The 24,807-nt window shown below is 42.4% G+C and carries 20 protein-coding genes and 2 riboswitches; of the genes, 17 read left to right on the forward strand and 3 right to left on the reverse strand.

All coding sequences use genetic code 11. The features are described 5' to 3' along the window. Nucleotides 1-220 precede the first annotated feature (220 nt). Nucleotides 221-991 carry an inositol monophosphatase gene (locus tag AB5618_RS12815; protein WP_368366817.1) on the reverse strand — a complete coding sequence of 257 codons (771 nt, stop codon included), beginning with the start codon at nt 989-991 and terminating at the stop codon, nt 221-223. 495 nt (nt 992-1,486) lie between these two features. Continuing rightward, nucleotides 1,487-2,389 (reverse strand): Abi family protein, encoded by a 903-nt coding sequence (locus AB5618_RS12820; protein ID WP_195699730.1) that lies wholly within the window; start codon nt 2,387-2,389, stop codon nt 1,487-1,489. An 873-nt stretch (nt 2,390-3,262) separates the two neighbouring features. On the opposite strand from AB5618_RS12820, the gene AB5618_RS12825 reads away from it, so the two are divergent. Further along, complete coding sequence (locus AB5618_RS12825) at nt 3,263-4,771, forward strand: class I SAM-dependent DNA methyltransferase (RefSeq protein ID WP_270431542.1); 1,509 nt, start codon at nt 3,263-3,265, stop codon at nt 4,769-4,771. Next, on the forward strand, nt 4,761-5,309 hold the full coding sequence (locus AB5618_RS12830; RefSeq protein WP_368366818.1) for a restriction endonuclease subunit S: 549 nt from the start codon (nt 4,761-4,763) through the stop codon (nt 5,307-5,309). The genes AB5618_RS12825 and AB5618_RS12830 overlap by 11 nt, the downstream gene beginning before the upstream one ends. Here the strand turns inward: AB5618_RS12830 and AB5618_RS12835 are convergent. Then, nucleotides 5,306-5,992, reverse strand: coding sequence for a restriction endonuclease subunit S (locus AB5618_RS12835; protein ID WP_173716567.1), 687 nt, complete (start codon nt 5,990-5,992; stop codon nt 5,306-5,308). The genes AB5618_RS12830 and AB5618_RS12835 overlap by 4 nt on opposite strands. 72 nt (nt 5,993-6,064) lie before the next feature. On the opposite strand from AB5618_RS12835, the gene xerA reads away from it, so the two are divergent. From xerA to AB5618_RS12910, 15 genes are all read left to right on the forward strand, one after another. Then, the gene (xerA, locus tag AB5618_RS12840; RefSeq protein WP_148462853.1) at nt 6,065-7,051 is read left to right on the forward strand and encodes a site-specific tyrosine recombinase/integron integrase; all 987 of its coding nucleotides are present in this window, start codon (nt 6,065-6,067) and stop codon (nt 7,049-7,051) included. Nucleotides 7,052-7,066: 15 nt separating this feature from the next. Continuing rightward, the gene (locus AB5618_RS12845; protein ID WP_173716566.1) at nt 7,067-8,194 is read left to right on the forward strand and encodes a restriction endonuclease subunit S; all 1,128 of its coding nucleotides are present in this window, start codon (nt 7,067-7,069) and stop codon (nt 8,192-8,194) included. A gap of 56 nt (nt 8,195-8,250) precedes the next feature. After that, a complete protein-coding gene (locus AB5618_RS12850; RefSeq protein ID WP_195409288.1) occupies nt 8,251-11,379 on the forward strand; it encodes a type I restriction endonuclease subunit R in 3,129 nt (1,042 codons plus the stop codon). Between the two features lie 105 nt (nt 11,380-11,484). Beyond that, nucleotides 11,485-11,682: riboswitch (cobalamin riboswitch) on the forward strand. Nucleotides 11,683-11,799: 117 nt separating this feature from the next. Next, nucleotides 11,800-12,792: an ABC transporter substrate-binding protein gene (locus tag AB5618_RS12855; RefSeq protein WP_368366819.1), complete on the forward strand. Its 993-nt coding sequence runs from the start codon at nt 11,800-11,802 to the stop codon at nt 12,790-12,792. Between the two features lies 1 nt (nt 12,793). Further along, the gene (locus AB5618_RS12860; RefSeq protein WP_173716563.1) at nt 12,794-13,879 is read left to right on the forward strand and encodes an iron ABC transporter permease; all 1,086 of its coding nucleotides are present in this window, start codon (nt 12,794-12,796) and stop codon (nt 13,877-13,879) included. After that, a complete protein-coding gene (locus AB5618_RS12865; protein WP_019161065.1) occupies nt 13,876-14,649 on the forward strand; it encodes an ABC transporter ATP-binding protein in 774 nt (257 codons plus the stop codon). Before AB5618_RS12860 ends, AB5618_RS12865 begins: the two co-directional genes overlap by 4 nt. Nucleotides 14,650-14,671: 22 nt before the next feature. Next, nucleotides 14,672-15,460, forward strand: coding sequence for a sirohydrochlorin cobaltochelatase (locus AB5618_RS12870; RefSeq protein WP_368366820.1), 789 nt, complete (start codon nt 14,672-14,674; stop codon nt 15,458-15,460). A gap of 14 nt (nt 15,461-15,474) precedes the next feature. Then, complete coding sequence (locus AB5618_RS12875) at nt 15,475-15,813, forward strand: CGGC domain-containing protein (RefSeq protein ID WP_368366827.1); 339 nt, start codon at nt 15,475-15,477, stop codon at nt 15,811-15,813. A gap of 167 nt (nt 15,814-15,980) precedes the next feature. Beyond that, entirely contained in the window at nt 15,981-17,210 is a 1,230-nt protein-coding gene (gene hemA, locus AB5618_RS12880) for a glutamyl-tRNA reductase (RefSeq protein WP_195409284.1), read from the forward strand. Continuing rightward, nucleotides 17,200-17,685, forward strand: a complete 486-nt coding sequence (locus AB5618_RS12885) for a bifunctional precorrin-2 dehydrogenase/sirohydrochlorin ferrochelatase (RefSeq protein ID WP_148462846.1) — start codon at nt 17,200-17,202, stop codon at nt 17,683-17,685. Before hemA ends, AB5618_RS12885 begins: the two co-directional genes overlap by 11 nt. Then, entirely contained in the window at nt 17,678-20,116 is a 2,439-nt protein-coding gene (cobA, locus tag AB5618_RS12890) for a uroporphyrinogen-III C-methyltransferase (protein ID WP_368366821.1), read from the forward strand. The genes AB5618_RS12885 and cobA overlap by 8 nt, the downstream gene beginning before the upstream one ends. Further along, nucleotides 20,107-21,090 carry a porphobilinogen synthase gene (hemB, locus tag AB5618_RS12895; protein WP_148462844.1) on the forward strand — a complete coding sequence of 328 codons (984 nt, stop codon included), beginning with the start codon at nt 20,107-20,109 and terminating at the stop codon, nt 21,088-21,090. Before cobA ends, hemB begins: the two co-directional genes overlap by 10 nt. Beyond that, on the forward strand, nt 21,090-22,361 hold the full coding sequence (hemL, locus tag AB5618_RS12900; RefSeq protein WP_368366822.1) for a glutamate-1-semialdehyde 2,1-aminomutase: 1,272 nt from the start codon (nt 21,090-21,092) through the stop codon (nt 22,359-22,361). Before hemB ends, hemL begins: the two co-directional genes overlap by 1 nt. A 223-nt stretch (nt 22,362-22,584) precedes the next feature. Then, complete coding sequence (locus AB5618_RS12905; RefSeq protein WP_368366823.1) at nt 22,585-23,673, forward strand: lactonase family protein; 1,089 nt, start codon at nt 22,585-22,587, stop codon at nt 23,671-23,673. Nucleotides 23,674-23,734: 61 nt separating this feature from the next. Further along, nucleotides 23,735-23,933, forward strand: a riboswitch (cobalamin riboswitch). A 145-nt stretch (nt 23,934-24,078) separates the two neighbouring features. Then, entirely contained in the window at nt 24,079-24,804 is a 726-nt protein-coding gene (locus AB5618_RS12910; RefSeq protein ID WP_118579988.1) for a class I SAM-dependent methyltransferase, read from the forward strand. Nucleotides 24,805-24,807 lie beyond the last annotated feature (3 nt).

The following is a 24,807-nucleotide window of genomic DNA, read 5'->3' on the forward strand; positions in this document are numbered from 1 at the left end:
AGGAAAAAAAGACATCAATGCAGATGCATCATAAAATCAGTTGGAGACACTTTCAAATGTGCGCTGGATTTATCTATGAGATTTTATGAAAAATGGAAAAATCTGCATTGGTGTCTTTTGATATCTGTAGGTTATTTTTTTGCATTTGCAAAGCATTTGAACGCAGATAAGCAAGTAGCGAAGCGGACCTGGAATGTCCGCTTTACATGCCAGACCTGTTTTATATTAGGCGTCGCAAAATTTCCCGGAACTGGGGTACACAGGCCAGTATATCCGAATTCTCAAGATAAGGTGGCTCTTTATTTTCCCAGTCCGTGATGACACCGCCAGCTTCTCTTAAAATAACGGTAGCCCCGCTGTAATCCCAGGGCTTCAGATTTTGTTCCAGATAAGCGTGCTGTCTGCCGCAGGCTACATAGCAAAGGTCAAGGGCAGCAGAGCCGGTGCGCCTGAAATCTGCACAGTTCATAAAAATATTGTAAAATACCGGGAACAGTTCCTTTGCCCTGTTTTTTTCATAAGGAGAGGAGCCGAAAGACACTACAGCATCTTTGAATTCCGGCTGGTTGGACACATGGATAGGAGTTCCGTTCAGATAGGCACCTTCTCCTTTGGCACCGTAGAAGAGTTCCTCTGTAAAGGGATTATAGACCACTCCGAAAGTGATTTCCCCATTTTCATAAAGCCCCAGAGAAACTGCGCTTAAATGATAATCCCGGATTAAATTGGTGGTTCCGTCAATGGGATCCAGAATCCAGTAAGATTTCCGGGAATTCAGTCCAAGGTTCTCTTTCTCTTCGGCAATCAACCGGATTTCAGGAAATTCTTTTTCAAGGGCTTCCTTCAGGTAATTTTGTACGGCAACATCTACGTTGGTAACGTAATCGGCAGCCCCTTTTTCGGTAACCTTTTCGTGGGTCATTTCTTGGAGAATCAAGGGCTTGGCTTGTTTTACCAACTCTATGATTTTGGCTTGGTTTTCCTTATTCATATCAATATACCTCCTAACGTATGTCAAAAAATTTCAACAATTTGTATGGTCTAGAGAAAATTTACCATAAACGGAAAGAAAGGGCAAATGAAAAATTAAGCTGTAAAAAACGAAGAATAGTTGTTGTTACTGTTCACTGGTAACATTCCGCGAGGTGTTTTTTGTGAACAAAGTTCACAGAAAACCCGAGAGTTGCGGCGCGAAATCATGCAAAGCATGATTTCTGTGCATCGCGAAGCGTGTTACTGTGAACGGAGTGAACAGTAACTAGTTGTCTATCGTTGGTTAAGTATGCCGATAGCTACATAATCTGCTATGGGAAGAAGATATAAGAAAAAATGAAACTGAGAAGTACAAATTTTATAAAAAGGACTAAATAAAAATGGAGAGACGAAATGTCTCTCCTGAATGTCCAATCGATTTGAGCATCGAAGAGAGGCTGGATTGGTTCTATCATTTATAGTATATGCGGATATCTGAAAACTATGAATTGCATTAAAAGTGGCTTTCCCAATCGGATGGGAAATTAAGTCTGCGAATATCACATACATCAGAATAGTTATTCAGAAGCTGTTTGAAATCAGTTATAAAAGCCGTCCACGAATCTTCGGTTGGACGAAGATATTTCATTGAAAGCATAATCTGATATAGCCCATTGTACCGAGGATGCGGATGGATGACATCTGAATAAATAAGCTGTGGTCTTGTACTGATGCTGCGATTATAAATACGGCTGTTGTGAGCACAAATATTTCTCATGATGGAAACAGCCTGAATCCAGGATGTAAACATATCTTTTGATGGATTGATATCACGTCCATTGCTGTTTTTAAACTTATAATTTTTAATCAGCTCAGAAAAAGCAGTGTTGCTGCCGGTTTTCATATTTTTAATAGTTTTTGATATAGTGCCGAAAGACATAACCTCGACAGCAGCCCATATAGGAATGGCTCCATCGTGATTATCAAAGTTATGTTCTATAAAAACATCATTGGAACGGCTGATTTCAGATGCAATGGTGCTCTGATTCTTCCAGAATGTTTTTTTATCTTTAAATACGGAAGGATCATTTAAAACAAGTGCATCGTGAGTAATCTGGAATGCATTGACAAGTTGTGACTTTAATGCAACTTCAATTTGTGATAAATAGCTAAACAGCAGGTCTGACAGCTCTGAATCAAAGCGGTACAGTCTTAAAATATTTGATAAGGATGTTCCTTCTATGTACTTTTTGGTGGAAGGATCAATAAGATGAAAACTATAACCTTTTAAACGGTAATATCCAATTGTTGTTAACGCTATTTCAGCGGTGTCATTCGAATCGATAGTCATTCCAGTGTCTTTGAGTTTCTGAATTAATTGTGTAATGGATAAAAAATTCTTAGGATATGTATACATGGCTCACCTCTGGATATAAAAAGTCCCGCCGGGTTGCGCATTCTTGCCGAAACAAGACTAAGCGTGGCGGGTTCTGTTACACATATTTTACTTGGAACGAACCAATCTGTCAATACTTTGAGATAGGTTTGCTAAGATATTTTTGGGACTACTATATAGAATGCGAATTAAAAAAAGATTAAATATTGGCTCTTAAAGTCAGAGTTACTTTGCAGAATATTGCAAAAATCACTGAGCCTACATCCGGACTTAAAGCAATGAGTGCGATATGCTAAAACGCATTGAGATTGGAATGTCGGCAAAGTAGTTCAGGCTTGTCAACGGTATTGAAAAGAGAAAAACCATCTGGTCATATCTGAATAAGGAGCAGATTGATATGGTGGAAACACTGCAGAAAGTAGAAGTTGTCTTGGATATTCAGTTTTCTGCGGTAAACTGCAAAAATCTTTTGCTACACAGATTGATTTTATTTGCACTTTAGCGTATGATAAATTTGATTATTTGTGTCCTACTTAGAGAGCAATTTAACATGAAAAATTCAAACACTGTGTTCGACAGAGGGAGTTCCCGATGCTAAAAAGTAGGATATTCATGGGGTATTTCTGAAGATGCAGAAAAGAAGATAAATAAACAGATGGAAACGAATGTAGAGCTGAAAAGAAATCTTTCTATATATTTAACAGGCTTATTTGGAAAGTGATTTTCCTCAACAAATCTGATGTAGATGTGAAAATTCTACCTTGCTTATGAAAATACCCCAATTAGTCAGACACAGTCTGACCAATTTGAAACGCTTCCGACTATCAGCACTGGAAGAAAATACGACTGATTTATAAAAATAACAATCATCAATCAATAGATGGAGGAAAACAAATGGCGGGTAAAACAAATGCCAACATTGGCTTTGAAAAACAGTTGTGGGATGCAGCTTGTGTATTGTGGGGGCATATCCCGGCGGCGGAATATAGAAAGGTTATTATTGGATTGATTTTCCTGCGGTACATTTCTGCTGCGTTTGATAAACGGTATCAGGAACTTATAGCAGAAGGTGACGGTTTCGAGGATGACCGTGATGCTTACGAGATGGACAATGTATTTTTCGTTCCGGAGGAAGCTCGCTGGAGCAACATTGCATCCAAGGCACACACACCGGAAATCGGCACAATCATTGATAATGCAATGAGAGCCATTGAAGCAGAAAACAAAAAGCTGAAAAATGTACTGCCGAAGAATTATGCGAGTCCAGACTTAGATAAGCGAATCTTGGGTGATGTGGTAGATATTTTTACAAATAACATCGACATGAGCGATACGACTGCAAGTGAAGACTTGCTCGGTCGTACTTATGAATACTGTATTGCACAGTTTGCAGAAAAAGAAGGTGTTGGCGGCGGTGAATTTTATACACCGTCCAGCGTGGTAAAAACTCTGGTTTCCATTCTGCGTCCGTTTGATAACTGCCGAGTGTACGATTGCTGCTGCGGTTCCGGCGGTATGTTTGTACAGAGTGAAAAGTTCATTGAAGCACATGGTCATAAGCGTGGAGCAATTTCAGTGTATGGGCAGGAAGCAAACCCGGATACTTGGAAGATGGCGAAAATGAATATGGCAATCCGAGGTATTGATGCTGATCTGGGACCATACAATGCGGATACATTTACAAGTGACTTGCATCCGACACTGAAAGCAGACTTTATTCTCGCTAATCCCCCATTCAATTATCATCCGTGGGGACAGGAAAAACTGAAAGAAGACAAGCGTTGGAAATACGGTCTGCCGCCTGCAGGTAATGCCAACTACGCATGGATTCAACATATGATTCATCACCTTGCTCCGAATGGGAAAATCGGTCTGGTACTGGCGAATGGTGCGTTGTCTACGCAGAGCAGCGGCGAAGGTGAAATCCGAAAGAAAATCATCGAGGATGATCTGATTGAAGGCATTATCGCAATGCCTACCCAGCTTTTTTATAGCGTGACAATTCCTGTTACTCTGTGGTTCATTACAAAAGGTAAGAAACAGCCCGGCAAAACGCTGTTCATTGATGCCCGCAAGATGGGACATATGGTTGACCGTAAACATCGTGATTTTACAGATGAAGATATTCAGAAACTTGCAGATACCTTTGAAGCATTTCAGAATGGCACATTGGAAGATGTTCAGGGATTCTGCAGGGAGGCAACACTTGTGGACATTGCAAAGCAGGATTATATTCTGACTCCTGGACGATACGTCGGCATTGAAGAACCGGAAGATGACGGAGAACCGTTTGAGGATAAAATGAATCGTCTGACTTCTGAGTTGTCGGAGATGTTCGCAAAATCCCATGAACTGGAGGATGAAATCAGAAAGAAGCTGGGGGCGATTGGGTATGAAATTTGATACAATAAAATTATCTGAACTTGCAGCAATTCAGACAGGACCATTCGGTAGCCAACTACACAAGGAGGATTACGTAGTTCATGGAACGCCTATCGTTACAGTAGAACATCTCGGAAGCAGAAAGTTTACAGAACAAAATCTTCCTTGTGTTTCAGACAAGGATAAAGAAAGGCTAGAAAAATACGTACTGAAAACAGGAGATATTGTTTTCAGCCGCGTAGGATCAGTTGATCGTTGCTCATATGTTAGTGCAGAATATGAAGGATGGATGTTTTCGGGGCGATGCCTTAGAGTACGACCTTGTGAAAAATTGAATCCAGAATATTTGTATTATTTCTTTTTATTGGAAAAAACAAAACAGTTTGTTCGTAATATTGCTACCGGTGCAACGATGCCATCTATTAATACGAAATTTATGGGAGAGATTCCAATAAGAGTCCCATCTCTGGATGCACAGAATAAGATCGCCAGTATTCTATGGATGATAGACGATAAAATTGAGTTAAATAAAAAGATAAACAAGAATTTAGCGACTTAAAGGTTAATGTCTGAGACATCCAATTCGCCAGACATCAACATAGGTAACAATGCATCTCTGATATCAGAAAGTCGTGAGTTTTCTGCTTCAAGCACTTCCTGCTGTTGGAAAATTGGAGTGCAAAAGGCATTGAACTTTTCGATAGTTTCGTTATCAGGAATTACAACAGGGACAGATTTCATACCTGCACCTGATATTTCCTTAAAAGTTGAACCCGAAGCCATCCCCTCGATGGTCGGCAATAAAAATTTCAGAAGATAATACATAAAGGATGTACCAACATTTTCATTTGGAACTACCGATTTGAATCCCTGATTAGTTGTTATTTCATTGGCAGCAATGGCAATGTATCCAATAGGTGCTCTGGAACTAAACAGAACTGTTCCGGTTGGCATTTTGGTTGCACTGCTCTTGTAAAATCCTAATTCTGAAATATCAATTTCACCGTGAGAGATAAATTTTGACTTATTAAGAGATAAATCCTTTGGAGTGATCCATGCTATGCCTTGCTCGGAGTAATATTCTGGCTTTGTTTTGGATGGGGTTCCACCTGCAACAACAGTTCCAAGGTCCGAAAGCATACCATCTTTCCATGTTGGATTAGCATTTTCAACAAATAATGAGTGAAAAAGAGCTTCTGCTTGCTGCTCTAAATTCTTGTTTAACCTAAATACTCCTACCAACGGCAGGAGCTAAAGCCAATGGAACTGCCGTTGAGTCGTTCTCTGGAAAATAAATTTGAAGGAGAATGACCTATGAAACAACAGATTATTTCAGAGGTGGTGCAGCAAATGCTGCCACACCTCGACAACGCACAAATGCAGCAGTTGCAAAAAGTGCTTGAAAACACACTGTTTGGCTGTGAAATTACAGCACAGACAGAAAAGAAAGATATGAACGATAACCAAAAGCTGATAGACGCTTTTGTTTCGGCAAAACGAATTGAAGGCTGTTCAGAGAAAACGCTGAAATATTACCGCACAACCATTGAAATGATGGTAGCTTCGACAGATAAAGGTATTCGCCATATACAGACGGAGGATTTGCGTTCCTATCTGACGGATTATCAGAGCAAGAACCAGTCCAGCCGTGTGACGATAGATAATATCCGCAGAATTCTGTCCAGTTTTTTCTCTTGGTTGGAGGATGAGGACTATATTTTGAAAAGCCCTGTTCGCCGCATCCATAAGGTGAAAACGGCAACCAACATCAAAGAAACCTACACAGATGAGGACTTGGAAAAAATGCGCGACAACTGCACAGAACTTCGTGATTTGGCAATGATTGATATGCTGGCCTCTACCGGAATGCGTATCGGTGAAATGGTTTTGCTGAATAAAGCGGACATCAATTTTAATGAGCGTGAATGTGTCGTTTTCGGTAAAGGCGATAAGGAACGCATTGTATACTTTGATGCTCGGACGAAGATTCATCTGCAAAACTACATTGATAGCAGAATGGATGATAATCCGGCATTGTTTGTTACTCTGCGTTCTCCGCATGAGAGAATCAAGATCGGCGGCATAGAATCCCGCCTGCGTGAAATGGGAAAACAGCTGGATATTCCCAAAGTTCATCCGCATAAGTTCCGAAGGACGCTTGCAACGATGGCAATTGACAAAGGAATGCCTATTGAGCAGTTACAGAAACTCTTGGGACATAAAAGAATAGATACGACCTTACAGTATGCAATGGTTAAGCAGAGCAATGTTAAGTTGGCTCATAAGAAATATATAGGCTAGAGGAGAAAAGGTATTGTGATTATTGAATTAGAGGAACTTGTTAAGAATGGAGAAATTGAAATAAAAACAGGACCATTTGGCACCCAACTAAAAGCGGCAGAATATGTTGAAAGTGGAACTCCAGTTCTAAATGTGAAAAATTTAGGATATTCAACAGTTGTAACAACAAAAGTAGATTATGTTGGTGAGAAGACACTTGAACGGTTATCTATGCACATACTTAAAGAGGGAGATATTGTATTTGGAAGAAAGGGGGCTGTTGATCGTCATGCCTACATAGGAGCAAATGAAGCGGGATGGATGCAGGGATCAGATTGTATCAGATTAAGAGTAAAAACAAACAAAATCAATCCACGATATTTATCATATTATTTTCTTACGCCTAAGCATAAAGCTTTCATGATAAGCATGTGCTCACATGGAACGACAATGGCATCCTTAAATCAAGGCATTTTGTCGAAAATAGAGATAGACTTGCCAGAACGGTGCATACAAGACCGTATAGTATCAATTATTGCAGTTTTGGATAAAAAAAGAAAAACAAATGAGAAGTTAAACAAGAATTTAGAGCAACAAGCTCAGGCAATTTACAGCCGTATGTTTATTGAGCACCGACAAGAAAGTTGGAGCACAGGGCAGCTGTCTGACTTAATCTCAGTTAAGTATGGAAAAGATCATAAAAAACTGGCTGACGGAAACTATCCAGTATATGGATCAGGCGGAATAATGCGATATGTAGAAAAGCCTCTCTATACTGGCGAATCTGTTCTAATTCCCCGTAAAGGAACTCTTAACAATGTCATGTATGTCAATGAAGCGTTCTGGTCGGTAGACACCATGTTCTATACCGAGATGCTGCGTCCTAATATTGCAAAATTTGTATACCATTTTGTAAAAAGCAAAGATCTGGCTTCACTGAATGCTGGCTCTGCTGTACCGAGCATGACAACCAATATTCTTAACGCAATGCAACTATATATTCCTGACGAAAAAACATTAGAAAAGTTTGAGAATATAGTTTCGCCAATGTATAGTGCAATGCAGGAAAACACAAAAGAATCCAAGATTCTTGCCAATACTCGTGATGCACTTCTGCCAAAACTTATGCCCGGCGAGCTTGATGTCTCTGACATCGATCTTTAAGCCGCTAAATTCTTGTTTACCACGAAAAATGTAACGAAAAAAGGAGTGATTAACCTATGGCTGGCTTTTATACCGAAGCAGACTATGAAAATTCTGTTATAGAGCTATTTCAGAATATGGGGTATCGGCATGTCTATGCTCCTGATTTGGAGCGGGACTTCAAAAGCCCCCTGTATGAAGATAAATTAGACGAAACACTGCATCGTTTGAATCCGGATATGCCGGAGGACGCAATTCACGATGCTTTGTATAAGCTGAGAAATTTTGAAAATGCGGAAATTGTGCAGAAAAACGCTCTTTTTATGGATTACATTCAGCACGGTGTAGAAGTGCGTTATTTTGTCAAGGGTGAGGAACGCTCCGGCTTGGTATATCTTGTTGATTACAAGAATCCGGACAACAACTCCTTTATTGTGGCGAACCAGTGGACATTTATTGAGAACAGCACCAAACGCCCTGACGTACTGCTATTTTTGAATGGTATGCCGGTAGTCCTGGTGGAACTGAAATCTCCCTCTCGTGAGGAAACGGATGCATCCGAAGCATACACACAGATTCGCAACTATATGCATGAGATTCCTTCCATGTTTATTTATAACTGTATCTGTGTTATGAGTGACCTTATGACATCGAAAGCTGGTACAATCACTTCTGGCGAAGATCGCTTCATGGAATGGAAAACGAAGGACGGCGGCTATGAAAATACACAGTATGCTCAGTTCGATACATTTTTTGAGGGTATTTTTGAAAAAGAACGTTTACTGGATATTATCAAGAACTTTATCTGTTTCTCCAATGAAGGAACCAAACAGTTCAAGATATTAGCAGGTTATCACCAGTATTTTGCTGTCAATAAGGCAGTACTTTCCACGAAACACGCAACGGAGACGGACGGCAAGGGTGGTGTATTCTGGCATACACAAGGCAGCGGTAAATCGCTGTCGATGGTATTTTATGCTCATCGTCTTCAAGATGCTCTGGACAGTCCGACCATTGTAGTTATCACAGACCGTAACGACTTAGACGATCAACTATACGGACAGTTTGCCAAGTGTAAGGATTTTCTGCGTCAGGAGCCTGTTCATGCAGAAAGCCGAGCGCATTTGAAAGAACTTCTGGACGGTAGAAAAGCAAATGGTATTATTTTTACTACGATGCAAAAATTTGAGGAATCCTTTGATTGTCTTTCCGAACGCAGAAATATTGTGGTTATGGCAGATGAAGCTCACCGTGGACAGTACGGTCTAAAGGAAAAGGTCGATGCGAAAACAGGCGAAATTAAGATCGGTTCTGCCCGCATTATCCGAAATGCACTGCCGAATGCTACATTTATTGGCTTCACCGGAACGCCGATTTCTATGAAAGACCGCAACACTCGTGAAGTGTTCGGTGACTACATAGATATTTATGACATGACACAGGCGGTTGAGGATGGTGCTACCCGTCCGGTATATTATGAAAGCCGTGTTATCAAGCTGAAACTGGATGAGCAGACTTTGAAGCTCATTGACCAAGAATATGACATTATGGCAAAAAATGCTGATTCAGAGGTTATCGAAAGGAGCAAAAAAGAACTGGGGAAGATGGAAGCCATTCTTGGCAATGAGAAAACTATCAACTCCCTTGTGGACGATATTTTGAATCATTATGAAAATTATCGTGCGAATCTGCTCACAGGTAAGGCAATGATCGTAGCATACTCACGCCCTATTGCCATGAAGATATATGAGCGTATCTTGCAACTTCGTCCCGGATGGACGGATAAAGTTGCTGTTGTTATGACAGGTAGTAACAAAGATCCAGAAGAATGGAATAAAATCATCGGCAATAAACACCATAAGGATGAGCTGGCAAAGGAGTTTAAGGATAATGATAGTCCGCTGAAGATTGCCATTGTCGTGGATATGTGGCTTACAGGATTTGATGTGCCATCTCTTGCAACCATGTATGTGTACAAGCCGATGCAGGGGTATAATCTGATGCAGGCTATTGCCAGAGTAAACCGTGTATTTGGAGATAAGGAAGGCGGTCTGATTGTCGATTATGTTGGCATTGCTTCTGCATTGAAGCAGGCAATGAATGACTACACTACTCGCGATAGGAAGAATTACGGTGATACCGATGTTGCCAAGGTTGCATATCCGAAGTTCCTTGAGAAACTGTCTATCTGTCGGGATTTGTTCCACGGTTATGATTATTCCAAGTTTATGACAGGTACGGATTTGGAGCGTTCCAAGGCAATCAGCGGTGCGGTCAACTTTATTGTCGCTGTGAATAAAGAACAGGAACGAGAGAATTTCCTGAAAGAGGCATTGCTGCTCAGGCAAGCATTGTCGCTGTGTTCCTCTCTGGTAGAAAAAGAGCTGCGTGTGGAAGCGGCATTCTTTGAATCCGTTCGTGTGCTTGTTACAAGATTGATGAATCAGGGAGAGGGGAAGAAAATTTCTCTGCCAGAAATGAATGCTCGCATTAACGAGCTTCTGAAAGCCAGTGTTCAGAGCGAAGGCGTCATTAACCTTTTCTCAGATATAAATCAGGAATTTTCGCTCTTTGATCCAAAGTTCCTTGAGGAAATCTCTAAAATGAAGGAGAAAAACCTTGCTGTAGAGCTGTTAAAAAGGCTGATTGCGGAACAGGTGCAGATTTACCGTCATACAAATGTGGTAAAATCGCAGAAATTCAGTGAAATTATACAGCGTGCTATGAATACGTATTTGAATGGAATGTTGACCAATGAACAGGTTATTGAAGAATTGCTGAATCTGGCAAAACAGATTGCGACAGCTCATAAAGAGGGAGACAAGCTTGGACTGACTGCTGATGAACTGGCATTTTATGATGCGCTGACAAAGCCGGAGGCCATTAAGGATTTCTATGAAAACGAAGAACTGATTGCCATTACAAAGGAACTGGCAGATACACTGCGTAAGAACAGAACAATAGATTGGCAGAAACGGGATTCTGCCAGAGCGAAAATGCGTATGATGATTAAGCGGTTGCTCAAAAAGCATCGCTATCCGCCGGAAGGAATGGATGATGCAGTGCAGACCGTGATGACACAGTGTGAGCTATGGACAGATAATAATGATATGGAGAATTACGCTGAGAATAGCAAGGTGTATACCTATTCTCCGAAAACGGAATTGGGTATGGTTGCTGAAGACACGGCACCGTATGGGAAATAGATGTATAAGTAAGTAAGGGGATGCCTATATTATATTCAAAATCAAAAACATTGTTAAAGAAATATCTTTACTTTATTTAAGAGGCAAGTTATAATAGCAATGCTTAAAAGAATAAATGTGCCAAGTGCTGAAAAATATATAAAATTTATACTATTTTCAGAAGAGGGAATCAGGTGAGAATCCTGAACGATCCGGTCACTGTATTCAGTTATGCCACATTCATATCCATTGCATTTTTATGTGAGAAGGGAATGGGGATTTAAGCTGTAAGCCAGGAAACCTGCTTGGTTCATAGAAAGAAACTTCCGTGTAAAGTGCTGTCTTTCGTATCATGTTTTTTTGTGATGCCCGCTTTTCATGGAAGCGGACTTTTTTTCTTTTAAAAACAGAAATTCAAAAGAAAAAGTGAGGAGAAAAAGCATGAAAAACATGAAAACAGCAGCAGGAATGTTATGTCTGGCAGGAATTCTCAGCCTGGGAATGGGAACAACTGTATTTGCGGAGGATGGAGACAGCCATTATCCCGTAACGATCACAACCTACAATTACGAGAATGAGCCAGTTGAAATGACTTTTGAGAAAGCTCCGGAGAAAGTATTTGCCTATGCAAACTCTAACGTAGAAGAGCTTCTGGCACTTGGTCTCGGTGATAAGATCGTAGCAGCCTGCGGCCTGGACGGTGATGTGCGTGAGGATTTAAAAGATGAATTTGACAAGATTCAGTATATGGATACCAAGCCATCCAAAGAGGAAGTTGTTGCAATGGAGCCTGATTTTATTGCGGCATGGTATTCTTCTTTCAGTGATGACTGGCTTTCTGATGTAAGCTTCTGGCAGGAGAGAGATGTAAATACATACATGTCCCTGAACAGTTCTGCAAAGGGACCGGCTTCTGAGTTCCCACGTACAATTGAAGACGAATATGAGGATATCCTGAACCTTGGCAAGATCTTTGATTGCGAAGACAAGGCAGAGGAAATCGTTGATCAGATGAAGGGTGAGATTGATAAAGTAAAAGAGCATGTGGAAGGAACAGACCCGTTATCCGTAGCCGTTCTTGAGGATGAGGGAGATTCCTTCCGTGTATATGGAACAGAGACACTTGGCGGAAATATTCCGGAGACACTTGGTGCAGAGCTGAAGCTTGGTGCAGAGAACTCTGAAAACGTTGGTGCAGAGGATCTGATTGCAGCTGATCCGGATGTATTATTCATGATCAACTATGATGGATTTATGACAGCTGATGAGGCAATCGCTGATATTACAGATAACCCTGCATATGCGAGCCTTTCTGCAGTTAAGAACAACAAAGTATTCTCTGTAAACCTGAACGAGGTATACTGCAGCGGTGTCAGAACCTATGATGGAATTATGACATTTGCAAAAGCATTATATCCGGATCTGTACGAATAAAATGAAAAGAAAACCGGATTTTAAAAATGGAATTTTTCATGGAAAGCCGATCTATGTGCTGGCGGTGATATTACTGACTGTGCTTCTGGTGATATCCATTCTGACTGCAGTTACCATTGGTTCTGTAGATCTTTCTGTGAAAGATGTGTATAGTGTAATTTTGTATAAAGTGTTTGGAATCGGGGATCCGGAGGTTTATGGTGTAGGAGCCATGTCTGATATTGTGTGGTTTATCCGCCTTCCCCGTATTCTTCTTGCAACAGCCGTTGGCATGGGTCTGGCAGTTGCAGGTGTGGTAATGCAGGCCATTGTGAAAAATCCGATTGCAGATCCGTATATTCTGGGTATTTCCTCTGGTGCATCTCTTGGTGCAACAGTGGCAATCTTTCTTGGAGTTGGAGCCGTATTTGGCTCCAACTCTATTGGAATCTGCGCATTTATCGGAGCTTTCCTTATTTCTGTACTGGTACAGATCACTGCAAATATAGGAGGCCGGGCAAATTCGGTCCGACTTCTGCTTGCAGGTACAGCACTTGGAAGTGTGTGCAGTGCATTTTCAAACTTTGTTGTCTATATTGCGGGCGACAGAGATGGAATCCAGACAGTTACTTTCTGGCTGATGGGAAGTCTGGCAGGCGCGAAATGGGAAAATCTGGCTGTGATTATTCCCTGCGTTTTTATAGCAACCCTGTTTTTCTGCACCCAGAGCCGTATTCTCAATATGATGCTGCTTGGAGATGAGGTATCCATCACATTAGGAACTGACCTGCACAGATATCGTCAGGTGTATCTTGTAGTGACAGCACTGTTGATCGGTTTTGTGGTATATTCCGCAGGTATCATTGGATTTGTAGGACTCATTATTCCTCATGTGGTACGAATGTTCTTTGGAACCGATCACAAGAAAATGCTTCCACTGTCAGCACTTAGCGGTTCCATTTTCTTGATCTGGGCAGATGTTGCTTCCAGGATCATTATTCCCAAGAGTGAAGTCCCAATCGGAATCCTGGTATCCATGATCGGAGCACCTTGCTTTATTTATCTGCTGGTACGCAGATCTTATGGATTCGGAGGTGAGAAATCATGAAACTGACAGCTTCTGATATCCATGTGGAGCTTGGCGGAAATGAGATTCTTAAGGGAATTGACGCAGCCATAAAGGAAAAGGAATTTGTAGGAATTATAGGACCAAACGGAAGTGGAAAAAGTACATTGCTGAAATGTATTTACCGTGTACTTAAGCCAGATACCGGCGTGATCATGCTGGATGGAAAACCGCTGAACGAATATAAGGTAAAGGATTCTGCAAAAGCACTGGCAGTGGTGTCCCAGCACAATTACTATAATTTTGAATTTTCCGTACAGGAAATTGTAATGATGGGAAGGGCTCCTCATAAGAAAACCATGGAACGGGATAATGCCGAGGATTATAAGATCGTGGAAGAGTGTCTGGAAAAAGTGGGAATGCTTCCCTATCGGCACCGTGTTTTTTCCAGTCTGTCTGGCGGTGAGCAGCAGCGAATCATTCTGGCAAGAGCTCTGGCGCAGAAAACTGACTGTCTGATCTTGGATGAGCCTACCAACCATCTTGACATCAAATACCAGCTCCAGCTTCTGGATATTGTAAAAAGTCTTGGGGTCACTGTGATCGGTGCTTTGCATGATCTGAATATTGCAGCAGCATACTGCGACCGGATCTATGCCATGAAGAACGGTCGTCTGGTGGCTTGCGGAACTCCGGAAGAAGTCATTACAGAAGATTTTATACATATGTTATATGAAGTAGATGCAACTGTAAAAAAGGATGAATACGGCATGCTGAATGTTACATACCATCCTTTGCATGTGAAAAAATAAAGGAAAAGTGGAGGAAATCTGAATGAGCGATACAGCAAAAAAAGGGATCCTTGTAGTCAGCTTTGGCACCAGTCACGAGGACACCAGAGCAGTGACCATTGATGCAATTGAAAAAGAAATTGGAGCTGCTTTTACAGATTGTAAAGTTTATCGCGCATGGACAAGCAAGATGATCCTTGCCAGAATTGCAAAGAGAGATCATATTCACTATGACAATGTGACAGAAGCAATGGAGCGTATGAGAACAGATGGAATCACAGAGGTGATCGTCCAGCCTACGCATGTAATGAACGGTGTGGAAAATGACCTTATGAAAAAGGATGTTCTGGCGTGTGCGGATCATTTCCAATCTGTGAAATTCGGAGCTCCTCTGCTTACAACAGAAGAAGACAATAAGTATGTGGTGAAAGCGATTGCAGATGAGTTCCCTGTAATTAAAGATAAGGAGACGGCACTTGTGCTTATGGGGCATGGAACCGAGCACTACGCAAATGCCGTTTATGCCGCACTGGATTACAGGTTCGAGGATATGGGATATGAAAATGTGATCGTAGGAACTGTGGAAGGTTATCCTGAAATTGACCAGGTCCTGAAACAGCTTGGAAAATGCAGGGTAAAAAAAGTGGTAATCGCACCGTTTATGATCGTTGCTGGTGACCATGCGAAAAATGACATGGCAGGAGAGGAAGAAGACTCCTGGAAAAATATCATCAGCAAAGCTGGTTATGAAGTGCAGACAGTTCTGAAAGGACTGGGGGAATATGAAAGTATTCGAAAACTCTTTGTGGAACATGCGAGGGAAGCGGTATGATTTAAATTGGGACACTGACCTGCCTTCACTCCAATAATGTATGTGCCAGAGTGGGATGCCTGAAGGCCTTTCAGAATCGCAGTGACTTTTTTGATGGATATTCTCCGGACACACTTCTGGGAGCAATGATGACCTGTAATGGATGCAAAAGTGCAAACCCCAAAGAACCGGATGTAGATGAGGGAATTCTGGAAAAAATAGACAGGCTGGTCAGCGAAGAAATTAAGGTGATGCATGTGGGAGCCTGTCGTCTGGACAGGGAGAAAAAAGAGTGCCCACGAATTGCCAAAATCTGTGAGATGATAGAATCCAGGGGAATCCAGGTGGTAAGAGGAACTCACAGAGAATCCTGAAACAGGATAGAGAAATCGTATAGGGGAAACTTCCAGGCAGATTGTGGAAAATAGTCTGTCTGGAAGCTTTTTTATTGCTGTGTTTTGCCTGGCTTTATTGACAATATACGCAGGAATTAGTAAAATGAGCGGTGGCAGAAAATGATATTTAAGGAGAATTACATAAGATGAGTATTTCTATGATTGGAATAGACCATAGTATGGCTCCCGTAGATATACGAGCCTTGTTTGCATTTACCAGAAAAAATGCAGGGGAGGCTATGGAAAAATTAAAGGAACAGCCGGGAATAGACGGCTGTATTATTCTTTCTACATGCAATCGCCTGGAGGTATGGGCAAGTGTAGATGATACGGCAGAGCTTTCTTTATACAAAGAGCTTTGTAAACTGAAAAACATTAATGATGATCAGTACGAGATATATTTTACAAAGCGTGAAGGCCATGCTGCTGTGGAACATCTGTTTTACCTTGCATCAGGTCTGAAATCCCAGATACTTGGAGAAGATCAGATTCTTACTCAGGTAAAAGATGCACTGGGAATTGCCAGAGAGCATTTTACAACAGATGGAGCCCTTGAAGTGCTTTTCCGAATGGCTGTAACAGCAGGAAAAAAGATTAAAACTGAGGTGCCATTTTCTCATGGAAATCCGTCTGTGATCCATCAGGCGATAGAAATGCTTGACAGACAGGGCTATTGCGTACAGGATAAGGTCTGCATGGTGATCGGAAATGGGGAAATGGGAAAGGTTGCAGCCCAGGCTCTTATGGAAGCCGGTGCAGATGTGACTGTAACCGTGCGTCAGTATCGCAGCGGAATGGTGAATATTCCATTTGGATGTAAACGAATTAATTATGGCGAAAGAATGGACTATCTGCCTAAGTGTGATCTTGTAGTCAGTGCTACGGCAAGTCCGAATTTTACTTTGCGTGAGGAACTGTTTGAAAATCTGGAACTGGAAAAAAGTATTGTTCTCATTGATCTGGCAGTTCCAAGGGATATTGAACCGGAGGTTGGAAAATTCGAAGGGATAACCTTGTTTGATATGGATAGCTTCCGCATGGAAGAAACTCCGGATGAGCTTCAGGAAAATCTTGAGGCGGCAGGACTGATCGTGAGAGATCAGATGGATGAATTTTTTAAATGGTTAGATGGTAAGGAACTGATACCAAGAATTCAGGAAATCAAAGAGAATGCAGTGAATGACTTTAACCTGCGGATCATGAAGCCATTGAAAAACACACAGATGGATGAGCAGGAAAAAGAGAAGTTGATAAATGCAGTGGATACTGCAATGGGGAAGGTTATAAATAAAATGCTGTTTGCATTGAGAGACAGTGTGAATGAGAAAGCATTTCTGGAATGTGTAGCAGGATTGGAGAAAACATATGAAAAATAAGCGCTATTTCCCACTGTATGTGGATCTATCGGATAAGAACATTGTGGTAGTGGGTGGGGGAACCATTGCCACAAGAAGAGTGAAAGCATTATTATTATTTACCAGGAATATTACAGTAATTGCGCCGAAGATGACAGCAGATCTCTGGGAACTGGGCAAGCTGGGAAAAATTCAGATCCAGCCCCGCCCTGTGAAAAAATCAGATTTCTCTATGGCTTATATGGTGCTGGCTGTTACGAATAACAGTGAGTTAAATGAGGAAATTTACCGTATCTGTAAAGAAGAGGGAATTTATGTAAATGTTGCAAGTGATAAGAATTTGTGCGATTTTTACTTTCCCGGAATTTGTCTGAAGGATGATATTGTAGTGGGAATCACGGCCAGCGGTGTCAATCACAAAAAGGCTAAGGCAGTAAGAGAAAAAATGCAGGCACTTCTGGAAGAACTGGAAAAAGATGAGGATAGTTATGAATAAAAAAGTTGTGATCGGAAGCAGGGAAAGCAAGCTTGCCGTACTGCAAAGCCAGATGGTGAGGGACTATATTGTCTGCAAGCACCCGGAAACAGATGTGGAAATTCTTACCATGAAGACCACAGGTGACAAAATTCTGGACCGTACGCTTGATAAAATCGGAGGAAAAGGTCTGTTTGTAAAAGAACTGGACCGGGCGCTTCTGGAAGGAAGAAGCCAGTTGTCGGTTCATAGTCTGAAAGATATGCCAATGGAAATCTCAGAGGAACTTCCCATACTTGCTTTTTCCAGACGTGAAGATGCAAGGGATGTACTGGTTCTTCCAGAAGGCTGCTATACTTTGGATCCATCCAAACCCATCGGATGTTCCAGTCTTCGAAGAAAACTGCAGCTGAAAGAAATTTATCCGGATATGAATGTGAAAAGCATTCGTGGAAATCTTCAGACAAGACTGGAGAAGCTGGATAACGGAGATTATGCTGGGTTAGTTCTTGCAGCCGCAGGGTTGAAGCGTCTGGGACTTGAAAAAAGAATCAGCCGGTATTTTGATACAGAAGAAATGGTTCCGGCAGCAGGTCAGGGAATCCTGGCTGTCCAGGGAAGAAAAGGGCTGGATTATGAATATCTGGAAGGATATGACGATCTGCAGGCACACCAGGCGGCAGCAGCGGAGCGTGCCTTTGTGAAATATTTAAACGGAGGCTGTACTTCTCCTGTGGCAGCCTATGGAGAAATCAAAGATGGTCAGTTGAAACTTACCGGCCTTTATTACGAGGAAGAAACCGGACATTACCTGAAAGGATATAAAACCGGAAATCCTTCAGATGCAGAAAAACTGGGAACTTCTCTTGCAAAAGAACTGCAGGAGCGCTGCAAAGTGGAATACAAAGAGTCCGGCTTGCAGGAAGACAACAAAAAAGAACCGGGAAAAGTCTGGCTGGTGGGAGCTGGCCCTGGAGATGTGGGACTTTTTACAATGAAAGGTGCCCAGGTGCTGGAACAGGCAGATGTGGTTGTTTATGACAGCCTGGTAGGACAGGGAATCCTGACCAGAATTCCTGCTTCTGCAAAATTGATTAACGTGGGAAAACGAGCCGGCCACCATACCATGTCCCAGGAGAAGATCAACCAGGTTCTTGCGGATGAGGCAAAAAAGGGCAACCGGGTAGTACGCCTGAAAGGCGGCGATCCTTTCCTTTTTGGACGAGGAGGAGAGGAACTGGAGCTTCTTACAAAGGAGGGTATTCCTTATGAAATAGTTCCTGGTGTGACCTCCCCGATTTCCGTACCTGCATACAATGGGATTCCTGTGACACACCGGGATTTCTGTTCCTCTGTCCATGTTATCACCGGACATAAACGCAAGGGTATGGAGTACGACATTGATTTTGGGGCACTGGTGCATACAAAGGGAACTCTTGTTTTTCTTATGGGAATCACTGCCATGGAGGATATCTGCAATGGCCTTATGAAAGCTGGTATGGAACCGGATATGCCTGCCGCTGTTTTGTCCAAAGGAACCACAGCAGGCCAGAAACGAGTGGTAGCTACTGTTGGTACCCTGAAAGCTGCGGCTGATCAGGCGAAGATCCAGACACCGGCCATTATTGTGGTAGGAAAGGTCTGCACTCTGGCAGATGATTTTGCCTGGTATGAGAAATTACCTCTGGCAGGCTGGAAGATCCTTGTCACCCGGCCAAAGGAGAATATTTCCAGAACTGCGGCCCTTCTTCGGGAGAAAGGTGCAGAAGTACTGGAACTTCCATCCATCAGTATTATCCCTCTGGAGGATCAGAGCAGACTGTACCAGGCCTTTTCTCATATCCGCAGCTATGACTGGCTGGTATTTACAAGTCCTGCAGGCGTGGAAGTTTTCTTCAGGCAAATGGAGAAAAAGAAGATCGACCTGCGTTCTCTTGGAAATGCAAAAATCGCGGTGATCGGTGAGGGCACAAAGAAGAAATTTCTGGAAAGAGGAATCTATCCGGATTTCATGCCTTCTGTTTATGATGGAAATACCCTTGGAAAAGAGCTTGGCGCTCTTTTAAATGGAACAGAAAAGATTCTGATTCCAAGAGCCTCCCTTGGAAACAAGGAACTGGCAGAAGAACTGAAAAAAACAGGTGCACAGGTGGATGATGTTCCGACCTATGAGACTGGATATGTAAGCAGTCCTCTTATTAATGAGAAGAAAAAATTTGAAGAGGGCACTATTGACCTGGCTGTATTTACCAGTGCTTCCACAGTGAAAGGCTTTGTGGAGAGCACCAAAGGACTTGATTATTCCAGGGTTCGTGCTGCATGCATTGGAAAACAGACTCGTGCAGCGGCGGATTCTTATGGAATGCAGACATATATGTCAGAAAAAGCAACCATCGACAGTCTGATCGAACTGGTTGAGACACTGAAGAGGAGAGAAGAAAAATGGAACTGATTAAGAGACCTAGAAGATTAAGGGGCGGTGCGAATTTGCGTAAAATGGTGAGAGAGACCAGAATGGACAAATCTTCTCTTATCTATCCGCTGTTTGTAATGGAAGGAAATGGAATCCAGGAAGAGATCCCTTCCATGGAAGGGCAGTACCGTTACAGCCTGGACCGTCTTCCCTATAAGCTGGAGCAGTTGGAAAAAGCAGGAGTAAACAGCATTATGCTTTTTGGAATCCCGGATCATAAGGATGAAGTCGGAAGCGGCGCTTACGCTCAGGATGGTATTGTACAGAAGGCACTTCGGGAAGCAAAGAGCAGATTTCCAGAGATGTATTATGTGACAGATGTGTGCATGTGTGAATATACTTCCCACGGTCACTGCGGCGTTCTTTGCGGCCATGATGTTGACAATGACAAGACATTGGAGCTTCTGGCAAAAACAGCTCTGTCTCATGCGCAGGCTGGCTCTGATATGATCGCTCCTTCCGATATGATGGACGGGCGTGTGGCTGCTATCCGTAAAGAACTGGATCTGGGCGGTTATACCAATATTCCGATCATGTCTTATGCGGTGAAATATGCTTCTGCGTTCTATGGTCCATTCCGCGATGCAGCCGGAAGTGCTCCTGCTTTTGGAGACCGCAAGAGCTATCAGATGGATTTCCACAACAGAAGAGAGGGAATGAAAGAAGCTCTTATGGATATTGAAGAAGGCGCTGATATTATTATGGTGAAGCCTGCCATGTCCTATCTTGATATGGTATCTGAGATCTCCAAGGCTGTGAATGTTCCGGTAGCTGCCTATAGTGTAAGCGGTGAGTATGCCATGGTGAAGGCTGCAGCAAAGATGGGCTGGATCGATGAAGAGCGGATCGTTGGAGAAATGGCGGTGGGAGCTTATCGTGCAGGTGCACAGATTTATATCACCTATTTTGCAGAAGAAATTGCAAAAATGATGGAGGAAGGGAGAATCGGATAATGACAAAGTCTGAGAAGCTTTTTGAGAGAGCGGTAAAAAGAATCCCTGGCGGTGTAAACAGTCCGGTGCGTGCATATGGCGCTATTGGAGAAGCACCGAGATTTATTGAACGTGCAGATGGCTGCTATATTTATGATGTAGATGGCAATCGTTATATTGATTACATAGATTCCTGGGGACCAATGATCCTGGGACACAATTTTCCTGCAATACGGGAAAGCGTTCTGAAGGCATGTGAAAAAGGCCTGAGTTTTGGATGCGCTACAGAGATTGAAGTGGAAATGGCTGAATTTATCTGTGACAGAATCTCGCATGTGGATATGATCCGAATGGTCAATTCTGGTACAGAGGCTGTTATGAGTGCAATCCGTGTGGCAAGAGGTTATACGGGGAAAAATAAGATCATCAAATTTGCAGGCTGCTATCATGGACACAGTGATGCCATGCTGGTAAGCGCAGGTTCCGGTGTGATGACAAGTGGTGTGCCGGACAGTGCCGGTGTTCCAAAAGGCTGTACAGAGGATACTATGCTGGCAGCTTACAACGATCTTGGCAGTGTGGAGACTCTTTTTCAGCAGGCAGATGGCCAGGTGGCAGCAGTGATCGTGGAAGCAGTTGGAGCCAACATGGGTGTAGTTCCGCCAAGGGAAGGATTTCTGCAGGGACTTCGCGCTCTTTGCGACCAATACCATGCCCTTCTTATTTTTGATGAGGTGATTACCGGATTCCGACTTGCATTTGGCGGCGCAGCACAGTATTTTGGTGTAACACCGGATCTGGTTACTTATGGAAAAATCATTGGTGCCGGAATGCCGGTAGGTGCATATGGCGGAAGAAGAGATGTGATGGAATTGGTTGCTCCGGCAGGAAAAGTATATCAGGCAGGTACTTTAAGCGGAAATCCGGTAGCTATGGCTGCCGGGCTTACCCAGCTGAAATATTTGTATGACCATCAGGAAATTTACACGGAACTGGAGAAAAAGGGAGAGCTTCTCTACGGTGGAATGGGAAAAATCGTGAAAGAAAAAGGTCTGAATTACCAGATGAATCATGTGGGCTCTCTTGGAAGCCTGTTCTTTACGGGACAGCCTGTTGTAGATTATGTTTCTGCAAAATCTTCTGACACAGTGGCATTTGCAGAATATTTCAAAAAAATGCTGAATATGGGAATTCATATGGCTCCGTCCCAGTTTGAAGCCATGTTCCTGTCAGCGGCTCATACAGATGAAATTATTATGGAAACTCTGGATGCAGTAAAGCTTGTTCTTTGAAAATGTGTGTGGTATAATTTAGACACAATTACATAAAAGAAACCAGAATACGAGTTGCTGTAATAAAATGCGGCTGTAATAAATGAACCGTGGCAGAGGATTTACTGATATAGAGAATGCAGTAATATTCAGAGCTGCACAGTGACCCGCTACGCTGTAAAAAAGATCGGAAGAACAGCGTGAACGGACGGTTTCCAGAAAGAGACTGTAGGAGGCTAGACAAATGGGTAAGAAATATGTGGCTTATGTAGGAACCTATACTCACGGAACCAGCAAGGGAATTCAGGTTTATGACGTGAACCTGGAAGAAGGTACTCTCACAGAGAGAAGTGAAGTGGAAGTTAGTAATGCGTCTTATACCGCAGTATCCAAGAATGGAAAATACCTTTATTCTATCGAGGATGAGGGTGTTGCGGTATTCAAGCGTGATCATAATGGCGATTTGGCACGTATCAACAGCGTGGATATTGATGGCATGAGAGGCTGTTTCCTTGCTACAGACGTAGATGGCAAATATCTTTACGTAGCAGGTTATCATGATGGAAAGGTAACCGTTGTACACACTCATAAGGATGGACGTCTTGGAAGTGTTATGGACGGTGTTTTCCACACTGGTCTTGGAAGTGTTGCAGAGCGTAACTTCCGTCCTCATGTAAACTGTGTACGTCCTACTCCGGATAATAAATATCTCTGCGCAGTAGATAATGGAATTGACCAGATCAAGGTCTACTGTATCAATAAGCGGACAGATAAGCTGGAGCTGGTGGATATTGTAAGATGCCCGAGAGAGAGTGGACCGCGTATTATCCGTTTCAGTGCAGATGGACGTTTCGCATATGTGCTTTTTGAGCTGAGCAATGAGATTAAGGTTTATAGCTATAACGGAAATGGAGATGTTCCAGAATTTGAACTGCTTCAGAGCGTTTCTACCCTGGCGAAGAAGGAGGATGGAAATGTATCTCACAATGCAGCATCCGGACTTGCACTTGCACCAGACGGAAAGCATCTGTTCTGTACCACAGCCGGTGAGAATACAGTTGGTATGTTTGAAGTAGACGCTGAGACAGGACTTCTGGAGCGTAAGTTTGTCCTTCCGGTAAGTGGTGACTATCCGAAAGACCTCGTAATCTTCCCGGATAACCAGCACATTGCCGTTGCCAACCATTCCAGCAACAGCATTACCACCTTCAAGGTTGACTATGAGAAGAACATCATTATGATGAAAGGCAAGCCGCGTAAGATCGAGACTCCGAACTGTATCAATATCTGGCCGGTACCGGATGGAGAGGATATTGAGGATATAGAGGCCTGATAAATTCTGATTGACAAACAGGAAATGCTGTATTATACTTTGCGATGTTGTGTTGAGAATTGAATAAAACGACCATTTTGGTGCCTGGTGGAAATTAAAATAAATTCTAGCAGGTCAAACGGGAAACAGGTGAAAATCCTGTGCTATGCCGTAGCTGTAACAGTTGAGTAAGCTTTCGAAACCACTGAATTTTTATCGGGAAGGGAAAGCATTATGATGACACTGGAGCCAGAATACCGGCCAGAATGAAGAACTTTTGCTGCGGGGCACGGTATAGGGGTTGGTTTTATATAACAGGATTATTATGTCATTAAGCCGCTGCGTTAGCAGCGGCTTTTTCACGCTTTTATTACATGAATTCCCTGATTTGGCAGAAGTTTATGCTATTGGAAAGGATAAACACAAATGGCAGAATTGTTAAAGAATATTCAGTCATATTGGGATATGAGAGCTGGAGGATTTTCAGATGCCAGTATGGAAGAAAGAAAAACAGAACCTGGAGAGAGATGGGAAAATATTTTCAAAAATTCTCTTAAAACGGGATGCCATGTATTAGATGATGGGTGTGGCGCTGGCTTTTTTACCACTTTGCTTGCTTCGATGGGATTTCAGGTGACTGCGGTAGATTATAGCACAAAAATGCTGGAAGAAGTCAGAAGAAATCTGGAGACAGAAGGACTTAAAGCAGAACTTCATCAGATGGATGTGCAAAGCTTAGAATTTGCTGATAATTCCTTCGACGCAGTGGTATCAAGAAACGTATTCTGGAACCTGGAGCATGCAGATAAAGCTTATGAGGAAGCGTACAGGGTTCTAAAAAAAGATGGAATTCTAATTCTGGAAGATGGAAATTATTATCGCCGTTTTTTTAGTGATAAGTATCAGAAAGCCTATGATGAGTTTCAGCGGGGACATGAAAAAGAAGAACAAGGGTGCCATGCGCGACATAATAAAGAAAATGTAGATTTTTCCATTATGGATGAAATTGCAAAGAAATTGCCAATGAGTCAGGTAGATCGACCTGCCTGGGATTTTAATAAACTTGTAGAAACAGGATTTCATAAAATACAGGTGGAAATAGCTGGCAGCCCTTTACCGATGAGTTTTTGTATTGTAGCACAGAAAGGCTGAAAA

The organism is Ruminococcus sp. J1101004sp1_RTP21198st1_B9_RTP21198_201120 (assembly GCF_040924245.1).
GTDB classification, from domain to species: Bacteria; Bacillota; Clostridia; order Lachnospirales; family Lachnospiraceae; genus Blautia_A; species Blautia_A faecis.